The 16138-nt window shown below is 65.2% G+C and carries 18 protein-coding genes; 14 read left to right on the top strand and 4 right to left on the bottom strand.

Annotated features, from left to right (window positions below; translation table 11 throughout):
- Positions 1-51 precede the first annotated feature (51 nt).
- The 8 genes from J2S97_RS13645 (at position 52) to J2S97_RS13610 (ending at position 9396) form a co-directional block, all read left to right on the top strand.
- Positions 52-822, top strand: coding sequence for a DeoR/GlpR family DNA-binding transcription regulator (locus J2S97_RS13645; protein ID WP_307050291.1), 771 nt, complete (start codon positions 52-54; stop codon positions 820-822).
- Positions 819-2021, top strand: coding sequence for an MFS transporter (locus J2S97_RS13640; protein ID WP_307050289.1), 1203 nt, complete (start codon positions 819-821; stop codon positions 2019-2021). The genes J2S97_RS13645 and J2S97_RS13640 overlap by 4 nt, the downstream gene beginning before the upstream one ends.
- Positions 2022-2048: 27 nt before the next feature.
- A complete protein-coding gene (locus J2S97_RS13635) occupies positions 2049-3548 on the top strand; it encodes a bifunctional phosphatase PAP2/diacylglycerol kinase family protein (RefSeq protein WP_307050287.1) in 1500 nt (499 codons plus the stop codon).
- Positions 3549-3719: 171 nt separating this feature from the next.
- Positions 3720-4664 carry an ABC transporter ATP-binding protein gene (locus J2S97_RS13630; RefSeq protein WP_307050285.1) on the top strand — a complete coding sequence of 315 codons (945 nt, stop codon included), beginning with the start codon at positions 3720-3722 and terminating at the stop codon, positions 4662-4664.
- Positions 4665-4667: 3 nt separating this feature from the next.
- Positions 4668-5594 (top strand): ABC transporter permease, encoded by a 927-nt coding sequence (locus tag J2S97_RS13625; RefSeq protein WP_307050283.1) that lies wholly within the window; start codon positions 4668-4670, stop codon positions 5592-5594.
- Positions 5595-5632: 38 nt separating this feature from the next.
- Complete coding sequence (locus tag J2S97_RS13620) at positions 5633-6961, top strand: sensor histidine kinase (RefSeq protein WP_307050282.1); 1329 nt, start codon at positions 5633-5635, stop codon at positions 6959-6961.
- On the top strand, positions 6958-7707 hold the full coding sequence (locus tag J2S97_RS13615) for a response regulator (protein WP_307050280.1): 750 nt from the start codon (positions 6958-6960) through the stop codon (positions 7705-7707). Before J2S97_RS13620 ends, J2S97_RS13615 begins: the two co-directional genes overlap by 4 nt.
- A gap of 228 nt (positions 7708-7935) precedes the next feature.
- Complete coding sequence (locus J2S97_RS13610; protein ID WP_307050278.1) at positions 7936-9396, top strand: amino acid permease; 1461 nt, start codon at positions 7936-7938, stop codon at positions 9394-9396.
- A 62-nt stretch (positions 9397-9458) separates the two neighbouring features.
- Here the strand turns inward: J2S97_RS13610 and J2S97_RS13605 are convergent, their stop codons facing one another.
- Together J2S97_RS13605 and J2S97_RS13600 are read right to left on the bottom strand one after the other, a co-directional pair.
- The gene (locus tag J2S97_RS13605) at positions 9459-9773 is read right to left on the bottom strand and encodes a hypothetical protein (RefSeq protein ID WP_307050276.1); all 315 of its coding nucleotides are present in this window, start codon (positions 9771-9773) and stop codon (positions 9459-9461) included.
- An 85-nt stretch (positions 9774-9858) separates the two neighbouring features.
- Positions 9859-10359: an Hsp20/alpha crystallin family protein gene (locus J2S97_RS13600; RefSeq protein WP_307050274.1), complete on the bottom strand. Its 501-nt coding sequence runs from the start codon at positions 10357-10359 to the stop codon at positions 9859-9861.
- 213 nt (positions 10360-10572) lie between these two features.
- Here J2S97_RS13600 and J2S97_RS13595 point away from each other — a divergent pair, with 213 nt between their 5' ends.
- Both J2S97_RS13595 and J2S97_RS13590 read left to right on the top strand, forming a co-directional pair.
- Complete coding sequence (locus J2S97_RS13595) at positions 10573-11484, top strand: intradiol ring-cleavage dioxygenase (protein ID WP_307050272.1); 912 nt, start codon at positions 10573-10575, stop codon at positions 11482-11484.
- A 48-nt stretch (positions 11485-11532) separates the two neighbouring features.
- Positions 11533-12882, top strand: a complete 1350-nt coding sequence (locus J2S97_RS13590; RefSeq protein WP_307050269.1) for a M18 family aminopeptidase — start codon at positions 11533-11535, stop codon at positions 12880-12882.
- On the opposite strand, the gene J2S97_RS13585 is transcribed toward J2S97_RS13590, so the two are convergent.
- Entirely contained in the window at positions 12883-13551 is a 669-nt protein-coding gene (locus J2S97_RS13585; protein ID WP_307050267.1) for a DUF1345 domain-containing protein, read from the bottom strand. It abuts the gene before it with no gap.
- Between the two features lie 267 nt (positions 13552-13818).
- Between J2S97_RS13585 and rpsF the strand changes: the two genes are divergently transcribed.
- From rpsF to rplI, 4 genes are all read left to right on the top strand, one after another.
- Positions 13819-14124 (top strand): 30S ribosomal protein S6, encoded by a 306-nt coding sequence (rpsF, locus tag J2S97_RS13580; RefSeq protein ID WP_055802737.1) that lies wholly within the window; start codon positions 13819-13821, stop codon positions 14122-14124.
- A 55-nt stretch (positions 14125-14179) separates the two neighbouring features.
- Positions 14180-14755: a single-stranded DNA-binding protein gene (locus J2S97_RS13575; RefSeq protein WP_018775330.1), complete on the top strand. Its 576-nt coding sequence runs from the start codon at positions 14180-14182 to the stop codon at positions 14753-14755.
- A gap of 124 nt (positions 14756-14879) precedes the next feature.
- Entirely contained in the window at positions 14880-15119 is a 240-nt protein-coding gene (gene rpsR, locus J2S97_RS13570; RefSeq protein WP_003800144.1) for a 30S ribosomal protein S18, read from the top strand.
- 17 nt (positions 15120-15136) lie between these two features.
- Entirely contained in the window at positions 15137-15589 is a 453-nt protein-coding gene (gene rplI / locus J2S97_RS13565; RefSeq protein ID WP_050057159.1) for a 50S ribosomal protein L9, read from the top strand.
- A 125-nt stretch (positions 15590-15714) separates the two neighbouring features.
- On the opposite strand, the gene J2S97_RS13560 is transcribed toward rplI, so the two are convergent.
- Positions 15715-16137, bottom strand: a complete 423-nt coding sequence (locus J2S97_RS13560; protein WP_307050602.1) for a DUF1801 domain-containing protein — start codon at positions 16135-16137, stop codon at positions 15715-15717.
- Position 16138 lies beyond the last annotated feature (1 nt).

Genomic DNA, 16138 nt, shown 5'->3' with positions numbered 1-16138 from the left:
CTAACGCTCATCAGTTCTGATTAAATGATCATTCTCCGTTAGTATTTGAACATGAGGACTGAAGAGCGGCACCGGTTGATCGGTGAACTGCTGCGGAGCCGCGAAGAGGTGGCAGTAGACGAGCTGATGGCGGAGTGCGGAGCCTCCGGCGCCACCATCCGGCGCGACCTGGATACCCTGGCCGCCAACGGCGTCCTCCGCCGCATCCACGGCGGAGCCAGGAGCCTGGTGCTCCGGGGCGAGAATCCCGGGTACGGGCAGCGGGAGCTGGAAGGGCAGGACGCCAAGGCCCGGATCGCCGCCGGCGTGGCAGGCCTGCTGCGGGACCGGGAGCACGTCTGGCTGGACAGCGGCACCACCGCGACCGAGATTGCCCGCCAACTGCGGCAACGCGAGCTGACGCTCATGCCCATGTCGCTGCGCGCCCTCAATGTGTTGACGGCGGAGAGCCACGCCGGGCACCGGCCTGCCCTCCTGGTGCCGGGCGGAAGCCTGATCCCGGGCGAACTGTGCTTTCGCGGGCCGCTGGCCGAGGGGAACATCCGTTCCCTCCGTTTTGACACTGCCGTGGTGACACCCTGCGCGGTGAACCTCAAAGACGGACTGCTGGCGCACGACCTCGATGATGCCGCCGTTAAACGCGCCGGCCTGGAATCCGCCGGCCGGGTGATCGCCGCCTGCGCCGGCTCCAAATGGAACGCAGCCGCCGTGGCACTCGTGGCAGCACTGGACGCGGTGGACGTCATTGTGACGGACAGGACATTCAGCACGCAGGAACTCACACAACTTGGAAAACACTCAGTGAAAGTAGTGAATGTATGAGCATCGCCGTCTCCAGCCAGAAACTGAATGCCGCGGCCGCCGCGACGTTCCTGATTTTCGGGATCAATGGCCTGGTGTTTGCCAGCTGGGCTGCCCGCATCCCCGCTGTTACCGAGATTCTGCACGTAACCTCCGGACAGATGGGAACGCTGCTCCTCTGCACGGCTGTCGGATCACTGATCGCCCTGCCCACGGCCGGGTGGGTAGTGGGAAGGATTGGAACAGCCAACGCAGTGCGCGCCAGCGGGCTTCTGGCTGCAGTGGCCGGCGTGGGCATCGCCCTCTCTTTGACGGCCGAATCAGTGCCCGGGACGGCGGTGGCACTGTTCTTCTTCGGTATAGGCATTGGCCTGTGGGACGTTTCCCAGAACATCGAAGGGGCCGACGTCGAACACCGGCTTAATCGCACCATCATGCCGCAGTTCCACGCGGCATTCAGCGGCGGCGCCTTCGTGGGCGCCCTGATCGGCGCCGGCCTTTCCGGTCTTGGCGTTGGACTGCCGGCCCACCTGCTGGTCATTGCCGCCCTGGTGGCCGTGCTGACCATGGTTGCGCCCCGCTACTTCCTGCCGCACCTCGCCGCAGAGGTACATTCCGATCCGGACACCGCAGCGCCCAAGGGGCAGTCCGCCTGGCGGGACAGCCGCACCCTGCTGATCGGCGTGGTGGTCCTCGGTGCCACCCTGACCGAGGGGGCCGGAAACGACTGGATCGCCAAGGCCTCAGTGGACGGCCTCGGCACCAGCGAATCCACCGGCGCATTGATGTTTGCCGTCTTTGTCCTGGCCATGACGGCGATGCGGTTCTGCGGCGGGTTCGTCATCGACAAGTACGGACGTGTTGCTGTGCTGCGCGCCAGCATGGCAGCCGCTGCCGCGGGCCTTGGTCTCTTTGTCCTGGCGGGCAACATCTGGCTGGCCACGGCCGGGGCCGCACTCTGGGGAATCGGAGCCGCACTGGCTTTTCCGATGGGCATGTCCGCCGCCGCCGACGATCCGAAGAAGGCCGCGGCCCGCGTGTCGGTGGTGTCCACGCTGGGATACATCTCGTTCCTGGCAGGCCCGCCGCTGCTCGGATACCTGGGTGACCTCACCGGCATCCATCTGGCCCTGCTCGCCATCATGGCACCGATCCTGGTGGCACTCCTCCTGGCCGGGGCCGCGAAGCCCCTGCCGGGCGCGCCGCTCCGCAACGAGTAGGCGGCGTCCCGGCGGTAGGGTGGAAAAATGCGACGCATGCTGAGGAGGGGCCCGGGCCTGGTCGCCGGGCTGGACCGGATGTTACTCAAGGCCGTCTCCGGCCTTCCCGGCGGCAACCATGACGTGCTTTTCCGGCGGCTCTCGGCGTCCGCCAACCACGGAAAGCTCTGGTTCGCGGTGGCCGGAGGCCTGGCCCTCATCCCCGGCAAACCGCGGCGTGCGGCACTCCATGGCGTGATTGCCCAGGGTGTTGCATCGGCGGTCACCAACGTGGTGTTCAAGACACTTCTTCCGCGAACCCGGCCGCTGCCCGAGCACCTTCCCGTGTTCAGGTTCGTCAATCCGCAGCCCACCAGTTCGTCCATGCCGTCCGGCCATTCGGCGTCCGCGGCGGCCTTTGCCGTTGGCGTCGGCCTGGTTCAGCCTGCCATCGGCGCCGCCCTGGCGCCCCTTGCGGCCGGCGTCGCCTATTCCCGCGTGCACACCGGCGCCCACTGGCCCTCGGATGTGTTGTTCGGGTCCGCCATCGGCGCCGGCGCAGCCATGATCACCCGGAAGTGGTGGCCCGTCCGACCACCTTTCCCCGAGACCAGCCGCACCGGCGAACAAGCCCCGAAACTGCCCGGCGGCGAGGGCCTCAGCATCGCTGTCAACACTCTGGGCGGCTCCTATGCGCCGGAAACCATGATGGCACTGCAGGATGTATTCCCACTAGCGCATATATATGAGGTCGGCAACGACGGGAACATTGCCGCCGAAATCGAGGCAGCCGCTGCCCAGCCGGGGGTATCGGCGCTCGGAGTGTGGGGCGGAGACGGGACGGTGGGGACGGCGGCGGCTGTCGCCGTCGAACTTTCCCTGCCGCTATTGGTCCTCCCTGGCGGAACGCTGAACCACTTTGCCCGCGACGCCGGAACATCCTCGCTCGAAGAGGCTGTGCAGGCGGTCTCCAGCGGGGCGGCAGCCCGGGCCGATCTGGGGCATGTCCGGCTGGAGCGGGGCCTCGCGGGAAGTCCCGAAAAGCTGGAACGGATCATGCTCAACACAGCCAGCATCGGCCTGTACCCCGACTTGGTCCGCCGCCGGCAACAGCTTCAGCCTGCCCTCGGCAAACCGCTGGCCGGGGTTGCTGCCATGTTCCGGACCTTCGCTGCCGGCACCCCGACCACCATGATGGTGAACGGAGTCCGCCACAAGCTCTGGATCCTCTACGTGGGCCGGGGCCGCTACTACCCACGCGATCATGCGCCGCTGATCCGGCCGGTGATGGATGACGGCGTTCTGGACCTGCGGATGATCACTGCCGATGAGTCGTTTGCGCGGCTGCGGCTGCTGTGGTCGGTGCTGACAGGCACCGTGGCCACGTCCCGGATCACGCACCTGAGCGAATCCACGTCGGTGACAGTGGAAGCTGTCGGGGCGCCGATGGCTCTGGCCGTGGACGGCGAAGCTGTGTCCGGTGTGCGCCGCGTCGAATTCTCCGTGCTTCCCGGGGCGCTGACCTACTACTCCCCCCAGCCGGAGTAGCCATCCGGAAACGGGGCGCGGGTCATCCCTTGGGACTACCCTGAATCCACCCTGAATCATCCCTGAGACCGGCGAAATCGGACGCTTGCGTCTGTAGCGTGGGTGGTACGAACGGATCTGCGGCGAGCAGAAGCCGTCACCGCATCCACAGCTACGCAAAGGAACGCTTCCATGATTGAAGCAAAAGGCCTGTCCAAGGTCTACGGCGACAAAACCGCCGTCGGCGGAGTAAATTTCACGGTCCAGGCAGGCCAGGTCACCGGCTTCCTTGGCCCCAACGGAGCCGGCAAGTCCACCACCATGAGAATGATCATGGGACTGGACACCCCGACGTCGGGCTCGGTCACCGTAAACGGTGTCCCCTTCGCCCAGCACACCGCCCCGTTGCGCGAAATCGGTGCCCTGCTGGACGCCAAGGCAGTCCACACGGGCCGTTCGGCCTACAACCACCTCCTGTCCATGGCCGCCACCCACAGCATTCCCAAGAAGCGCGTCACCGAGGTCATCGAAATGACCGGCCTGGGGGACGTCGCCAAAAAGAAGGTCAAGGGCTTTTCGCTTGGCATGGGCCAGCGGCTGGGCATTGCAGCTGCACTGCTGGGGGATCCGCAGACCATCATCCTGGATGAGCCGGTCAACGGGCTGGACCCGGAGGGCGTGGTGTGGGTCCGCAACCTGGTGAAGTACCTGGCCTCCGAAGGGCGGACCGTTTTCCTGTCCAGCCACCTCATGAGCGAAATGGCCGTGACGGCGGACCACCTGATTGTGATCGGCCGCGGAAAAATCATTGCCGACGCCCCCATTCAGGACATCATCACGGGCAAGGGCGCTAGCCGCACCCGCGTCCGCACTGACCAGCCCGAACAGCTCATGCGCCTCCTCGCCGGTACGGGAGTTTCGGTGGAGGCCCAGGAACACGAACTGCTGGAGGTCAAGGGGCTGGACCCGCGCCAGATCGCCCGGGCCGCCCTGGAAAACCACGTCATGATCTACGAACTCACCCCGCTCCAGGCCAGCCTCGAAGAGGCCTACATGGAGCTGACCAAGGATGAGGTCGAATACCACTCGCTGATCACCACGGGAGCCCCCGTTCCCGCCCAGACCGGAGGCATGTAAGCCATGAGCTCAACCACTTTGGAACCCAACCCTTCAGGCCGCCGGGCGCATGCCGGCAGCCAGCCGCAGGCCGGAGGTCCCGCCGGGCAGGCCGCCCGCCCGGCCGGCGGTCCGGCATCACCGGGGCCCGGTCCCAGTTTCCTCCGGGTGCTGAACTCGGAATTCATCAAGTTCCGCACCCTGCTGTCAACGCTGATCCTGCTTGGATCCACCATGCTCGTAATGGTCGGCTTCGGGGCCCTGGCGGCGTGGTCCACCGGCCAGTTCCGCGAGCAGATGGCCTCCGACCCGGAAGCTGCGGCCCAGATGGCGGCCCAGGGCGGTGACATCGCGGTGAGTGCTCCGACCTCCGGTATCGCTTTTGCCCAACTGATCCTCGGGTCGCTGGGCGTGTTGCTGATGAGCTCAGAATTCACCACGGGAATGGCGCGTTCCACGTTCGCGGCCGTGCCGAAGCGGATCCCAGCCTTCGTGGCGAAGTTCGTTGTGGTTGTTGTCGTGTCCTTCGTCCTGACAGGCGTGTCGACCCTCATTGCCGGGCTGGTGTCCGTCCCGATCCTGGACAACTATGACCTGGGCCTGGACCTGGCCAGCTCCCAGTCTGTTAAGCTCCTGGTGGTCAACAGCCTTTATGTGGCCGCCGTGGCCTCCATCGGGATGTCCCTGGGCAGCATCATCAGGAATTCCGCGGGCGGCATCATGAGCCTGGTGGGTCTCTTCTTCGTGGCCCCGATCGCTTTCCAGCTGATTCCCGGCGAATTCTTCGAGGAAGCCCGCAAGTACCTGCCCGGCAACACCGTGACGCCCCTGACGGCCCTGAACCACGTCGATGGCAACCTCGAGGTATGGCAGGCGGCCCTGGTGCTCGGCGCTTGGGTGGTCGTTCCTGCGGTGCTCGCCACGATCCTGCTGAAGAAGCGCGACGTATGAGCAGGTCCGGCAGCGGAAAGGCCGTTTAGGCTCAGCGCATGCATGAAGATTTGCCGGCAAAGGACGTATCAGCCCTGACTCAGGTTGATGCGTCCTTTGCCGAACTCGCCGACCGGCGCCGCGGCCGGCTCCGACGGTACCTTCACCGGCACCCGCGGGCCATGGATGCCGTGGTGGTGCTGTGCTACCTGCTCCTCGTCACGCCCACCACGGTGGACACCGTAACCGACGGCGGCTGGGCCGCGACCGCGCTCCTTGCCGCCGTCGCCGTGGCGCTCTCATTCCGCAGGTCCCATCCGGTGGCCGTTGTGGCGGCAGTGGCTGTGCTGGAAGTGGCCATCACCTTCCTGCACCCTTGGGGCTCCAACGTTTCCGCGGGTCTCTGGTTTGCCCTCTATGAGCTGTCAGTACAGCGGTCCCGCAGGTTTTCCATCACGGCGCTGGCATTGGCCAACGCCCCGCTGTCCCTGCTGTACTTCCTCACCCTCGTGGGGCCGCTGGAACGCGCCCTGCCCAACGGGGGTCCCGCGGCACCCGAGAACTCGCAGCTCGTCTTTGGAATCGTTGCCGGCATCACCATCACGCTGTCCAACATCATCGCCACGGGGATCGGGATCTCCGTGCGGCAGCGCCGGGAACATGAACAGGAAATCGCCGCCTGGGCGGCCCGGACAGCGGAGCTGGGTTCAGTCACTGAACGCAACCGGATCGCCAGGGAGATGCACGACGTCGTCGCACACTCCCTGACGGTGATGGTCACCTTGTCAGACGGCGCGGCCGTGGTGAACAGGAAAAGTCCGGACCGCGCAGCGGTGGTGCTGGCCGAACTCTCGCGGACCGGCCGGACCGCCCTGGCCGACATGCGCCGGGTGCTGGGAGTCCTGCGCGATGAATCGCCGGCCGGCCCAGCGCCGCGTCAGCCCCTGAGCGCGAGCAACAGCCTGGCTAAACTGCTTGAAGGGTTCCGAACTGCGGGACTGCCGCTGCACTACTCGCATACCGGGCCGGCCCTTCCCGACGATGCGGCCTTCCAGCTGACTGTCTATCGGATTGTCCAGGAGTCGCTCACGAACGTGCTTCGCTACGGCCGGGCGCTGAGCCGGGTGGATGTGAGCATGGTACGCGCTGACGGTACGGTCACCATAGAAGTGCTCGACGACGGCAGGGGCACTGTGGGGCCGGCCGGAACGGGCGGAACGGGAACAGTGGCAGGCGGAGCCAAGCCGCTGGGTTCCGGCCAGGGCCTGACCGGAATGCGCGAGCGGGCGGGGATCTACGGCGGTACGGTGGAAGCCGGACGCCTGGCCGGCGGCGGATGGCGCGTCAGGGCAGTATTGAATTGGAATGGGGACCAAGGAAAAACATGAATGGCGATGCACCGATCAAAGTCCTGCTGGTGGATGACCAGCCGCTGTTGAGGATGGGCTTCCGGCTGATTCTCGAGGGCGAGGATGACCTTCGAATCGTGGGGGAGGCCTCCGACGGGGCGGAAGCAATCCGGCAGGTCAGGGAAGTGAACCCGGACGTGGTGCTGATGGACGTCCGGATGCCCGTGTTGGACGGCATCGAGGCAACTAGGGCTGTGACCTCTTCAGGTTCCTGCGCCAAGGTGATCATCCTGACCACATTCGACCTCGACGAGTACGCCTTTGCCGGTCTTCAGGCGGGGGCCTCGGCGTTTCTGCTCAAGGATGTGGCCCCGGCTGACCTGGTGAGCGCCGTTCGCGTCGTGGCGAGCGGCGATGCCGTGGTAGCCCCGCGCGTCACCCGCCGCCTCCTGGAAGCCTACGTCCGCGGAGAGCACGCCTCGGCTTTGCCCGGGCCACGAATGTCGACGTCCGCGCCGGCAGGCCCGGGCCGGCATACAAACGGCGAAGAGCAGCACAGGGACCCTCTGCTGGAGGCCCTGACACCGCGCGAAACGGAAATGCTGGGGGCGATGGCGGAGGGCTTGTCCAACGCCGAGATCGCCCACCGGTTCTTCCTGTCCGAGGCAACCGTCAAGACACACGTGCGCCGCATTCTCGCCAAACTGCATCTCCGCGACAGGGTGCAGGCAGTGGTTTACGCCTACGAGACGGGGCTCGTAGTCCCGAGCAATCCGGACTACTAGCTACTCAGAAGTAGATTTCGGGCACATTTCAATGTTGTCCTATGGGATACTTTTGTTGCCTATGACTACTGATCATTGTGGGAAGCTCCGTTTCGTGGCGCCCTGAAATGTTCGACTGCACAAGAAGCGGCCTCCGGCATCCGGTCTAGGGTGGGAAAGAAATGTGGCCTGACGCACGGGATCCGTGCCTGTCCGGGGCCCGCACCCTCAACTAAGGACGGCGCTTCCATGCACGCTGACCAACAGCTCTCCAAGTCCCTGAAACCAAGGCACCTGTCCATGATCGCCATTGCCGGCGTGATCGGAGCCGGACTCTTTGTGGGATCCGGTGTTGCCATCCAGCAGGCAGGGCCCGGCATTCTGCTCGCCTACACGGCCGCAGGAATCGTCGTGATCCTGGTGATGCGGATGCTGGGCGAAATGGCGGCAGCCAACCCCGAGACCGGATCGTTCTCCACCTACGCGGACAAAGCGCTGGGACGGTGGGCCGGATTCAGCATCGGTTGGCTCTACGCGTGGTTCTGGATCATTGTCCTGGGAATCGAAGCAACGGCGGGCGCAGCCATCATGCACCGCTGGGTTCCGGGAATCGACCAGTGGGTGTGGGCTCTGATCCTCATGGTGCTGCTGACGCTTACGAACTTGGGCTCCGTGAAATCCTACGGCGAGTTCGAGTTCTGGTTTGCCTCCATCAAAGTGGCCGCCATCGTGTTGTTCCTGCTCTTCGGGGTGGCGGCTATCCTGGGCCTGGTCCCCGGAGTTCCGGCCCCCGGGATGGACAACCTGGTCAACAACGGCGGATTCCTGCCCAACGGTCCCGGAGCGGTGCTCGCCGGCATCCTGGTGGTCGTGTTCTCCTTCTTCGGCGCGGAAATCGCCACCATCGCAGCCGGCGAATCCGAGAACCCCGTGGACGCCGTCAAGAAGGCCGTGAAGTCCACCGTCTGGCGCATCCTGGTGTTCTACATCGGTTCCATTGCCATCGTCGTCACCCTGCTGCCGTGGAACTCGGCCTCCGTGGCCAAGAGCCCGTACGTTGCAGTGATCGAGCTGTTCGGCATCCCGGGCGCCGGCACCATCATGGACATTGTGGTGCTCACCTCGGTACTGTCCTGCCTGAACTCGGGTCTCTACACGGCCAGCCGTATGCTGTTCTCGCTCTCCCGCCGGGGGGACGCACCCCGGGCCTGGACGAAGATCTCCAAGCGAGGGGTGCCGGCCGCTGCCGTGCTGGCCTCAACCGTGGTGGGTTTCATCACTGTGGGCCTGAACTACATTGCACCTGACACGGTATTCCTGTTCCTGGTCAACACGTCAGGGGCGATCGCGCTGTTCGTCTGGCTGGTCATCGCCTCCTCGCAGCTGATCCTCCGACGCCGGATGGGCGCCGACGCCAAGGACCTTGCCCTCAAGATGTGGCTCTTCCCCTACCTGACCTGGGTGGCCATCGTCAGCATTGTTGCGCTGCTGATCGGCATGGTGGTCCTGGAGTCCACCCGGGAGTCGCTGCTGCTCTCGCTGGCACTGGCCGTCGTTGTTGTGGGTATCGGCGTCTGGCGTTACCGCAAGGATGGCGGCAGCCCCGCCGGGACGGACGCAGCCGGGACAGAAGAAACCGGCCCGACCAGCACCGACCGGACGGACGCCACAGCCGAAGAAGCCGGCGTAGGTGCCGGGCCGGCGTCGTAATTCACAGGAGTTAGCCCTCCACCAGCGGGCCTAACCCGCCCGGGACCGGAGTCCGGCCGCTTTCAGTCCAGGCGGCCGGACTCCGTGTTTTCGGGCTCCATATCCGTGCCCGGGTCCACGCCGTCGTCAGGCTGCACGGAGTCGAAGAACCGGTGCTCCCCGGCTGCGGCGGCAGAACTGTGAACCCGGGTCCGAATGAAGCTGACATCCTCCGGACTGAGCTGGATGGCGCCGTGCTGGTCGCGAACTATCGGCTCATCGGCTACACGGGCAATGATCGTGGCGATCGTCCTGGGCAGCACCACGCAGCCGGGATTGTCCATGAACCAGCGGCGGGTGGCGGGATCAAGCCGGTGCCACTGTGATTTCAGCTCCATTGGGGGACCTGTTCCATAGGTTCTGCTGCCTCTTTCCCGGTCTCCCGGCTGGTTGATTTGAGCATGGTGGTTGATGGAGCCGACGCTAATCGCGGCTGATGGGGAGCCTCTTCTCCGGGGCATCCGTTAAGGGTGCCGCGGGAAGCGGCGTCCTGACTTCGAGCACACCGTCCCTGAAGGACACCCTAATGTCCGTGTCCGTGACCCCTTCCGGCAAGGGCAGGGTGCGGTCGAAGGGGCGGTAACGCAAACCGGACTGAAAACCGTTCCCGTCGGAGCGGCCGTCGGATTTCTGGCGCCCGGCACGGATATGCAGCACGCCTCCGGCAACGGACACTTCGATGTCCCGGTCGGGGTCAGCGCCCGGCATTTCGGCCCGGACCACGAGGGCCTCCCGGTCGACGAACTCCTCGACACGCACATCCTCGACGTGAACCTCCTGGTAATGAACGGGGAACGGCACGCCAGCGGAATCAAAGGCCTGCCCGATTGCGTCGATGACGTGCGAGGGAGTCCTGCCCGCCCCGTCCTGGGCCGTCTGCCACCCGGCAGACTCGAACGGGGACCACTTCAAAGCACCGGACATGGCCCTCTCCTGATTGTTCTCCTGGCAGGGTGGCAGCTGCTGGCGGCCAGACCCAAACACCAGTAGATACCTATCCGGCGGGCGGGGGTAGGGACCAAAGTCCCCGGATGGACCGGTCTGCGGCCAGCAACGCCCCTGTGCCAGCGGAAACCGCACAGCGGGCTCACAGGAAAGGCCTATACGCGGCATAGCCCGTCGGAGTTTCATGGGTCAATGACTACTTCACCGCAGCCTCCCCACGAACCCCATCCCAACCACGACCGCGGCCTGGAGTTCGACCTCTCCATGCTCATAAGTCGCCGGTCGCTGGGCATATTTTTTGGCGCCGGCACCGCGACGGCGGCACTTGCTGCCTGTACCCCGGGCGGGTCCACCTCCGGAGCGGCCAGTACGACGGCGGCCGCCACCAGTTCCGCAACCACGACGGCCACCCCCTCCGCATCAGCGTCCGCCACGCCGTCGGCGTCACCCACGCTGACGCGTGCCATTGCTGAATGCGGGGTGGAAATTCCGCAGGAAACAGCGGGTCCGTACCCGGGAGACGGCTCCAATGGACCCAACGTCCTGGAGGCGTCCGGTGTGGTCCGGCAGGACATCACCTCGAGCTTCGGGACGTCCACCACCAAAGCCGAAGGCGTTCCGCTGACGGTCACCCTGACACTTCTGGACAACGCCAACGGCTGCAAACCGCTTGCGGGCGCCGCCGTCTACGCCTGGCACTGCGACCGCGACGGCAGGTACTCGATGTACGATGCCGGGCTGGAAAACGAGAACTTCCTCCGCGGGGTCCAGGAGGCGGACGCGAACGGCCAGGTCACCTTCACAACGATCTACCCCGGCGCCTACAACGGCCGCTGGCCCCACATCCACTTCGAGGTATTTGAGTCCATGAGCAACGCCACGTCGGCCGGCCAGGTGCTCGCGGTCTCGCAGGTCGCCATGACCGAGGCAGCCTGCAACGAGGTTTACGCCGCTGCCGGCTACGAATCCAGTGCCCGGAATTTTCCCAACACCACGCTCACCTCTGACAACGTCTTTGGCGACGACGGCGGCATCTACCAGCTGGCCACCATGTCCGGTTCGGTGGCAGGCGGATACACGGCGGGGCTCAACGTCACGGTATAGGACAGGGTCTTCGGCAGGTGCCGACGCGGCACCGCTAGACTCGGAGCCATGCCTTCCCACGCCACTGCCGCAGACCACATCCGGGACCTTGGCGCGTATGTCAGCGCGTCGCCGTCGAGCTTCCACGCGGTGCAGGAAGCCGCGAGGCGACTGGACGGGGCGGGCTTCACCGGGCTGGACGAGCTTGAGGCGTGGCCGGGCAGCACAAGCGACGGCGCGGAAGCCCGCGCGGCAGGCCGGTTTTACGTGGTCCGGGACGGTGCGCTGATCGCCTGGGTGACGCCGGAGAGTGCCGGACCCATCACCGGGTTCAACGTCCTGGGGGCGCACACCGATTCGCCGTCCTTCAAGCTCAAGCCCAAGCCCACCACGGGGAAGTTCGGCTGGCTCCAGGCCGGCGTCGAGGTTTACGGCGGGCCGCTGCTCAACTCCTGGCTGGACCGTGAGCTGCAGCTGGCGGGGCGTCTGGTGATGCTCGACGGTACCCAGTGCCTGACGGCCACCGGGCCGCTGCTTCGCTTTCCGCAGCTCGCCATCCATCTGGACCGGGCGGTTAACGACGGGCTCGCGCTGGACAAGCAGCAGCACATGAATCCCGTCTTCGGGCTCGGCGATCCGGCAGGGGAGGACCTCCTCGCGCTGCTGGCCGAACGGGCCACCCCGGCGGCTTCCGGCTCCGCGCCTTTGGATCCGGCACAGATCGGCGGGTACGACGTCGTCATCGCCGACACGCAGCCGGCCGCCGTTTTCGGGGCCAAGAGTGAGTTCTTCGCCTCCGGCCGGCTGGACAACCTGTCCGCCACCCACGCCGGGCTGGAGGCGCTGATCGCCCACGCCGGGGCCGGGGCGCCCGCGGGAGGCGGGCCGATTGCCGTGCTCGCAGCCTTCGACCATGAGGAGATCGGCTCCAACTCCCGGTCCGGCGCCTGCGGCCCGCTGCTCGAGGACGTCCTGGTGCGGATCTCCGATGGCCTTGGTGCGTCGGCGAGCCAACGGCGGCAGGCGCTGGCGGCGTCGTTCTGCGTGTCCGCCGACGCCGGCCACGCCGTCCACCCGAACTACGCCGAGCGCCACGACCCCGTCAACCGCCCGGTCCTCAACGGCGGACCGTTGCTGAAGATCAACGCCAACCAGCGCTATGCAACCGACGCCCGCGGGGCCGCCTTCTGGGCGCGGCTGTGCGGGGAGGCAGGCATTCCCTACCAGGAGTTCGTCTCCAACAACGTCATGCCGTGCGGCTCCACCATCGGTCCGCTGACTGCCACCCGGCTGGGGATCAGGACTGTGGACGTGGGCGTGCCCCTCTTGTCCATGCACTCGGCACGCGAACTCTGCGGCGTAGAGGACCCGTTCCGGCTGGCCCGGGTGACCGAACTGTTCTTCCGGACGGCGGCTTAGTCATGCGAGGCCGATCACCAGGTTGATGGTGGCGGCAAGGATGACGGTGCCGAAAAGGTAGGAAAGCAGGCTGTGCTTGAGGGCCTCAGCCCTGATGAGGTGGTTCTGCAAATTGGTGTCAGACACCTGGTACGTCATGCCAAGACTTGTGGCGACATAGGCAAAATCCGTGTACTGCGGCGGCCTTTCCTGGTTGAAATCGATGCCGCCCACCTGGCGCCCGCCGCGCTTCCCGGTGCTGTAGTAGAGCTCGGCGTAGCGCAGGGTGAAGAGTGTCTGCACCAGGATCCAGGACAGCGCGACACACGCCAGCGCCAGTATCCCGCCACTCAGGCGCGAGCCGCCGTCCGCCTTGTGGGAATCAACCACCACGGCGGCAACAGCGGCCAGGCTGGCAACGTTTGCGACCAGGATAAGCAGGTCTGTGGTCCTGCGGGACGGGTCCTCGGACGTCGCATGGGCGCGGGTCCCGGCGGGGCCGAGCCTTCCCACCACAAGCCACACCCAGGCAACATAGACGAGCGCGGCGCTGCCCCAACCCACGGCCGGAGCCTCCACCCATTGCCCGGACATCCCGGTTGCTGCCGCCGCTGCCAGGCCTGCGCCGACCATGGCGAAGAACCGCAGCCGGCTTCGTTTGACCTTGGCGCGCGGAGGGCTGGTTTCCATGTGTCGTTACTCTAGCCAAACAAACTGGCCGGGCCTGGTTTCCCGCCCGCTTTTCCACATAGCCTCCGCGAGCGTTTCCGCCCTGCCCGACCCCAGGACTAGCCTGAAGGAGTCCCGAATCGCCGAAACCGGCCCAAATGCACTAAGATATTGAAGTCTGTGCTGCGTCCTGCCTCCGTTTTGGAGACCGGCGGGCACGGCATCGCAAATGAACCTCCTGTTACGGAAATGCCGTAACCGCTTAGCCCAAAGGAGGTGGGTTCACATATGCGTCCTTACGAATTGATGGTAATCATCGACCCCGAGGTCGAAGAGCGTACCGTTGAGCCAACGCTTCAGAAGTTCCTGAACGTCATCACCAACGATGGTGGAACCATCGAAAAGGTTGACATCTGGGGCCGTCGTCGCCTGGCTTACGAAATCAAGAAGAAGTCTGAAGGTATCTACGCTGTGGTGAACTTCACCGCCAAGCCGGACACCGCCAAGGAACTTGACCGCCAGCTGAGTCTCAACGAGACCATCATGCGCACCAAGATCACCCGCCCCGAAGAGCAGAAGGTCGTTGCTGAGTAATTTCAGCTCCCGGCACTCAATCTTTACCCCGCAGGAACGAACAAGGAGGCAGTAGATGGCAGGCGAAACCACTATTACGGTCATCGGTAATCTCACCAATGACCCCGAACTGAGGTTCACACCGTCAGGTTCGGCAGTAGCGAATTTCACCATCGCTTCTACGCCCCGCACCTTCGATCGCCAGTCCAATGAGTGGAAGGACGGGGAAACCCTGTTCCTCCGCGCATCGGTCTGGCGTGAAGCAGCCGAGAACGTCGCAGAATCCCTCACCAAGGGCATGCGGGTTATCGTTTCCGGCCGTTTGAAGAGCCGTTCCTACGAAACCAAAGAAGGCGAAAAGCGCACCGTTATCGAGCTCGAAGTCGATGAAATCGGCCCGAGCCTGCGCTACGCCAACGCCAAGGTCAACCGCACCCAGCGCTCCGGCGGTCAGGGTGGTCAGGGCGGCTTCGGCGGCGGCAACAGCGGCGGTGGATTCGGTGGCGGCCAGGGTGCAAACCAGGGCGGCAATACCGGAGGAACCTGGGGCGGCAACCAGCCCGCAGCGCAGGAAGACCCCTGGGCAACGCCCGGAGTCAGTAATGCGGGCGGCGGCTGGGGCAACGGCCCGGATTCCGAACCTCCCTTCTAAACAATAATTCAGGTCCGGCGCCGGAACCCGCCGGGATGCCTCACGGCTCCCGGGTGTGCCGCCGCCGAACCACCACCATCCCGTGGATCAATATCCACGGGCTCCATAGAATAGGAGCTCCACGATGGCTAAGGCTGAACTCCGTAAGCCCAAACCAAAGTCCAACCCCTTGAAGGCCGCTGACATCACCGTCATCGACTACAAGGACGTAGCATTGCTGCGCAAGTTCATCTCCGACCGCGGAAAGATCCGCGCCCGTCGCGTCACTGGCGTCACGGTGCAGGAACAGCGCAAGATCGCCCAGGCAATCAAGAACGCCCGCGAAGTTGCTCTGCTGCCTTACTCCGGCGCTGGCCGCGGCTAAGGAAGGGATTAACTAAAATGGCAAAGCTCATTCTGACCCACGAAGTAACCGGTCTCGGTGCTGCTGGCGACGTTGTCGAGGTCAAGGACGGTTACGCACGTAACTACCTGCTGCCCCGCAACTTCGCCCTGACCTGGTCGAAGGGTGGCGAAAAGCAGGTTGAGTCCATCAAGGCTGCCCGCGCTGCCCGCGAGCACGCTTCCCTGGAAGACGCTCAGAAGCAGGCTGCGGCACTCTCCGCCAAGCCGGTCAAGCTCGTCGTCAAGGCTGGCGAGACCGGACGCCTGTTCGGCACTGTCAAGCAGGGCGACGTGGCCGACGCTGTTGAGGCCGCTGGCCTCGGCCGCATCGACAAGCGCAAGGTTGAACTGCCGGCACACATCAAATCGGTTGGTTCATACCAGGCTAACGTCCGTCTGCACGACGACGTTGCCGCTGTGATCGAACTCGACGTAGTCGCAGGCAAGTAGTCCCTTCGGCCCTTCGCCAGAGCACTACGCAGTCCTGAACTGCTGAAGGCCCCCGCATTCGGATTCCGCTTCGGAACCGAACGTGGGGGCCTTTGTCGTCGTTAACGCCCGGTCTGCGCCTGACCTTAGTCCTGGTGCATGACGGTGGTGGAGTGCCGGTGGCCCGCCCGGATGAGTTCGGCCAGCACGGCTTCGTCCACGTCCTCAAGCTTGGTAACGTACAGGCAGCCCGCGCCCACCTTGTGCTTGCCCAGCCGCGGCAGCAGGTCCGCCGCCTCTGGCGCGTAGGTGAGCCCATACAGCGAAAGGCTCCCCTTCCGTGGGGAGAACCCCACAGCCACCGTGTCCCCCTCGCGGCCGCTCTCGTACCGGTAGTGATAGCTTCCGAAGCCCACGATGCCGGGACCCCACATCACGGGCCTCTCGCCAGTGTTTTCTTTCATGAGGGCCAGGAGCCTCAGGCCATCGCGTCGGCGCGCCGGGTTCTCTACGCCGTCCAGGAAGTCCTGCACGGACGCGTCGGTTGCCTGGGTCTTGTTTTCAGCCATG

This window comes from Arthrobacter oryzae, from assembly GCF_030812315.1.
GTDB classification, from domain to species: domain Bacteria; phylum Actinomycetota; class Actinomycetes; order Actinomycetales; family Micrococcaceae; genus Arthrobacter; species Arthrobacter oryzae_B.
Note: the sequence above shows the minus strand (reverse complement) of the source record. Positions and strands in the feature narration are given on the sequence as shown.

Coding starts and splice junctions, on each gene's coding strand:
- J2S97_RS13620 (WP_307050282.1), top strand. CDS start 5,633: ATGCATGAAGATTTGCCGGCAAAGGACGTATCAGCCCTGACTCAGGTT.
- J2S97_RS13605 (WP_307050276.1), bottom strand. CDS start 9,773: ATGGAGCTGAAATCACAGTGGCACCGGCTTGATCCCGCCACCCGCCGC.
- J2S97_RS13560 (WP_307050602.1), bottom strand. CDS start 16,137: ATGGCTGAAAACAAGACCCAGGCAACCGACGCGTCCGTGCAGGACTTC.
- J2S97_RS13645 (WP_307050291.1), top strand. CDS start 52: ATGAGGACTGAAGAGCGGCACCGGTTGATCGGTGAACTGCTGCGGAGC.
- J2S97_RS13640 (WP_307050289.1), top strand. CDS start 819: ATGAGCATCGCCGTCTCCAGCCAGAAACTGAATGCCGCGGCCGCCGCG.
- J2S97_RS13575 (WP_018775330.1), top strand. CDS start 14,180: ATGGCAGGCGAAACCACTATTACGGTCATCGGTAATCTCACCAATGAC.
- rplI (WP_050057159.1), top strand. CDS start 15,137: ATGGCAAAGCTCATTCTGACCCACGAAGTAACCGGTCTCGGTGCTGCT.
- J2S97_RS13595 (WP_307050272.1), top strand. CDS start 10,573: ATGACTACTTCACCGCAGCCTCCCCACGAACCCCATCCCAACCACGAC.
- rpsR (WP_003800144.1), top strand. CDS start 14,880: ATGGCTAAGGCTGAACTCCGTAAGCCCAAACCAAAGTCCAACCCCTTG.
- J2S97_RS13590 (WP_307050269.1), top strand. CDS start 11,533: ATGCCTTCCCACGCCACTGCCGCAGACCACATCCGGGACCTTGGCGCG.
- J2S97_RS13600 (WP_307050274.1), bottom strand. CDS start 10,359: ATGTCCGGTGCTTTGAAGTGGTCCCCGTTCGAGTCTGCCGGGTGGCAG.
- J2S97_RS13630 (WP_307050285.1), top strand. CDS start 3,720: ATGATTGAAGCAAAAGGCCTGTCCAAGGTCTACGGCGACAAAACCGCC.
- J2S97_RS13615 (WP_307050280.1), top strand. CDS start 6,958: ATGAATGGCGATGCACCGATCAAAGTCCTGCTGGTGGATGACCAGCCG.
- J2S97_RS13635 (WP_307050287.1), top strand. CDS start 2,049: ATGCGACGCATGCTGAGGAGGGGCCCGGGCCTGGTCGCCGGGCTGGAC.
- J2S97_RS13585 (WP_307050267.1), bottom strand. CDS start 13,551: ATGGAAACCAGCCCTCCGCGCGCCAAGGTCAAACGAAGCCGGCTGCGG.
- J2S97_RS13625 (WP_307050283.1), top strand. CDS start 4,668: ATGAGCTCAACCACTTTGGAACCCAACCCTTCAGGCCGCCGGGCGCAT.
- J2S97_RS13610 (WP_307050278.1), top strand. CDS start 7,936: ATGCACGCTGACCAACAGCTCTCCAAGTCCCTGAAACCAAGGCACCTG.
- rpsF (WP_055802737.1), top strand. CDS start 13,819: ATGCGTCCTTACGAATTGATGGTAATCATCGACCCCGAGGTCGAAGAG.